We start from the raw sequence: 3,517 nt of genomic DNA on the forward strand, positions 1-3,517 counted from the left end.
AAAGTTGAAGCGGATAAGAAAGTAGCAGAAGCAAACCAACAAGCAGCAGATGCTAAAGCGCAAGCTGCTAAAGCTGAAACTGATGCTGATGAAGCCAAACAAGCGAAATTAGATGCCGAAGCTAGAGCACAAGCGGCAGAAGAGGCTCTTGAAGCTGCACAGCAGTTACCATCAGCACCAACTAATCCAGTCATGGCGGCAAATACCATTATCTCTGGTTTCCAGAATAGTAGCGTTGGTAGTGATAATAGTGCTATAAGCACTAATTCTTCTAGCAATTACGATACGCTGACTACAAAGCTAAACGAAACGGGAACGAGTCGCTTCGATGATCCTCTTGAGCTGAGTCTAAGAGATTCTACTGACTTAGACTATGAGGGTGGCTTCAAAAAGAGTACTCTCAAGTCTCTCAAGCCGGGTAGTAGTCTTAGAACTTTGAAATATACGTCTACCTACAAAAACTTCGACGATCAAATGCAAATCGGTCATATTCATGGTGATTACAAGACTTCTAACAATGGTTTCCGTCTAGACTTAGTATCAAGCGTCAATATACAAGGTAATAGTACTGCTGCTGATGATATGCAGTATATGAAGGATCTATCACAGTATAATATCGCAAATAAGCTTAACGATGGCAAAGTCGCTTATAACGGTGTGGCTAGCTACATAGGTAATAGTGAGGCTGAAATTATTGGTCACGATCCAATCATAGGTACCTCAGAGTTCAAGGTTGACTTTGTCGATAGTCAAGTTGATGGCACGCTATCATTTGATGGCTCTAACGTCAGTGATAAGAAAATAAAGGCTGAGATCACTGGTAACACCTTTTCAGGTAACTGGAATGGCGTTGATACTAAAGGCGGATTCTACGGAGAAGATGCCAAGCTTTTAGGCGGTGTCTATCAAGTCTCTGGTGGTAAAGGCACTTATGGTGCATCTAAAGTAGATCCTACAGTTGAGGTAATACCAGATCCTACTGAGTCGAAAATGACTGGCTTCCAATCGACTGCACTGAGTAGTAAAGAGAAAACGTTACCATTTGGCCAAGGTCAGCTTGATAATGCTATCGGCTATGTTGAAATTCGCGACGATAAATCTGCTTGGACTGAACTGAAAACGGAGAATGGTTCTGAAGTACCAGTAGATAATCGTAAAGGTGATAACTTCAAGAGCTTCAACACGGGTGTCGTTCGTGCAGACATGGTCAAGCCCGATTCTGTGTTAAAACCTATTGAAGTGTCGTTGACGAATGCAAGTGGGGAAATCAAGGTAGATGCAGGAAAGGGTAATTTCAATCCAACTTATAAATATAAGGCTGTTTATGAGAATTTTGATTCACAGATGCAGGTCGGTCATGTTTATGGTAACTTCGATTCAGCTGCAGGCGACGTCTCACGTGCAGCCAATGTTTATGTACAAGGGTATCTGACTGCTCAAGCAGGTATAGATAAACTCAAACAAGTGAATGATGGTAAGGCACAATATAATGGTGTAGCAACTTATATTGAGAACATTCATTTGGCTGACAATGCCTCTACAGCACCTGTGAATGGTACTTCTGCTTTCAATGTTGATTTTGTGAATGGCTCAGTCGATGGCACATTATCTTTTGCGGCGGGTGGCTACAAGTATATGCCTGCTGGTAACCAAATCAATATTAATGCAGACATCACTGGTAATACCTTTGCTGGTAATGCCAATGGCATTGATACCGCTGGTGGCTTCTATGGTCCTGATGCAAAATTCCTAGGCGGTATCTACCAAGATGCATCAGGGCAAGGCGGTAAAGGAACGGTCGCTGGAACAGGTACTAAATTCCAAGGAACCTTTGGCGCTGAAAAGCAATAAATCGCTGTGACTGTGCAGAGTAAAGAAAAAGCGTCTTAGGGCGCTTTTTTTCTCGCTTAAATCTTCAAAGTCATTTAGGATGATTAAATTTATAAAGTAAACAAATGTACTTTGGTAAGGATACCTATGAATAATCAATATATGCGTAAACCTCTCACAGCGTCGATCTTGCTATCAATGATGGCGATTTCTCTATCAGCTATAGCAGCCGACCCAGAGTTACCAGAGATAGGACCTGAGCTTGATCAAGCTGCTGAACTTATCAAACGGCAAAACCAAACCTCAGTGGCAGATCCTACCGCACCCTCTACTGTTATCTCAGATTCAGAAGCACAAGATGCGATTAGAAGCCGCCAGCAACTTGCAGAGGCAACTGCTTACAATTTAGAAGCTTTAAAAGCCAATCCAGCCGCTTTTAGCAAATTTTTGAATGATGCATTAGCTGCGCAAGATATGGTAACTGTCAAGCAGCTACTCCCTCATTACAAAGCGTTAGAGATTAACGATCCAATGCTAATTAAGTTCGCTGATGCTTTGATATATCGCAGTGAAGCTAAAAACAAGCAAGCCATTGAAATCTATCGCGGTATGCTAGCAGAAGATCCAGATTTTCATCCCGTCCGCCTCAATATGGCAATCGCCATGCAAGCAGACAAACAGTATGCCGCTGCCAAAGAGCAGTTTTTAAAGCTACAGGCAGTTGATCTTCCGGCTCCTGTCATGGCTAGGGTTAAAAATTCATTGTCTCAGATAAATAATTCAGAAAAATGGCAGTTTAATGCCTCTGCAAGCTATGTAAGAGATAACAATATAAACGATGCGCCATCGAAGACTATTCAATCGCAGTGGGGTAATTCTGTTGAGCAAAAAACTGCCAATGGGCTTCAGGTCTCTGGTAGTGCCAATAAACGCTTTAATTTGCCCAATAATTTCTATGCCACCGTAGGTGGTAATGCGTCTTTAAAAGGCTATTGGGACCAAACCGATTATAACGATTATCTATTAACTGCCTCTGCTGGCGTTGGCTATGATGATGCAAAAAACGATGTTTCTCTGACGCCATTTGTGACCAAGCGCTACTATGATGAAGAGCCTTATAGTTTACGTAAAGGTGTAACTGTAAGCGGCTCACGCTGGGTGAAGCCAAAGTTAAAACTATCAGCAACGACTATTTTTTCTAACGAAACATTCGAGGATGATAGTAATGCAAATCGTGAAACAGACGGAAGGTTTCTAGGGTTAAATGCATTTTATATAAAGGATGCCAAAGAATATTTTTATGGCGGCTTAGGTAACTATCGAAATGATGTACCCAAATCCAGCATTATTAGTTACGATCGAAACTCTGTCAACGCCGGTTGGGGTAGGGAATGGAAGCGAGGTATCTCTACACTAACAACATTAGGATATGGCATTAAGAAATATGACGATCCTGCAGATGCATTAGCAGGTGGTACCTTGCAAGGCTATTATGTTTCTGTAGGTGGCGAACCTGGCTCAACAAGAGAAGACAAAACAGCTTCATTAGGTTTACAAGTATGGAAACGCGACTTTACTTTATTGGGACTCACACCGCGACTGGTATTCGACTACGAAACCACATCAAGTAACTTTGCTTATTATGATGATCGAGATGAACAAGCAGCAACGATCTTATTAACCAAAA

General features: G+C 41.9%; 2 protein-coding genes. Both read left to right on the forward strand.

The features are described 5' to 3' along the window. The coding region (locus tag CAN34_RS01275) for a transferrin-binding protein-like solute binding protein (protein WP_165767593.1) at positions 1-1,851 on the forward strand (1,851 nt) is incomplete at its 5' end. 126 nt (positions 1,852-1,977) lie between these two features. Further along, positions 1,978-3,517: porin family protein (locus CAN34_RS01280; RefSeq protein WP_089554094.1), on the forward strand; the 1,540-nt coding region annotated here is incomplete at its 3' end.

The sequence above is a fragment of the Psychrobacter sp. DAB_AL32B genome, assembly GCF_002224105.1.
Classification (GTDB): Bacteria; Pseudomonadota; Gammaproteobacteria; order Pseudomonadales; family Moraxellaceae; genus Psychrobacter.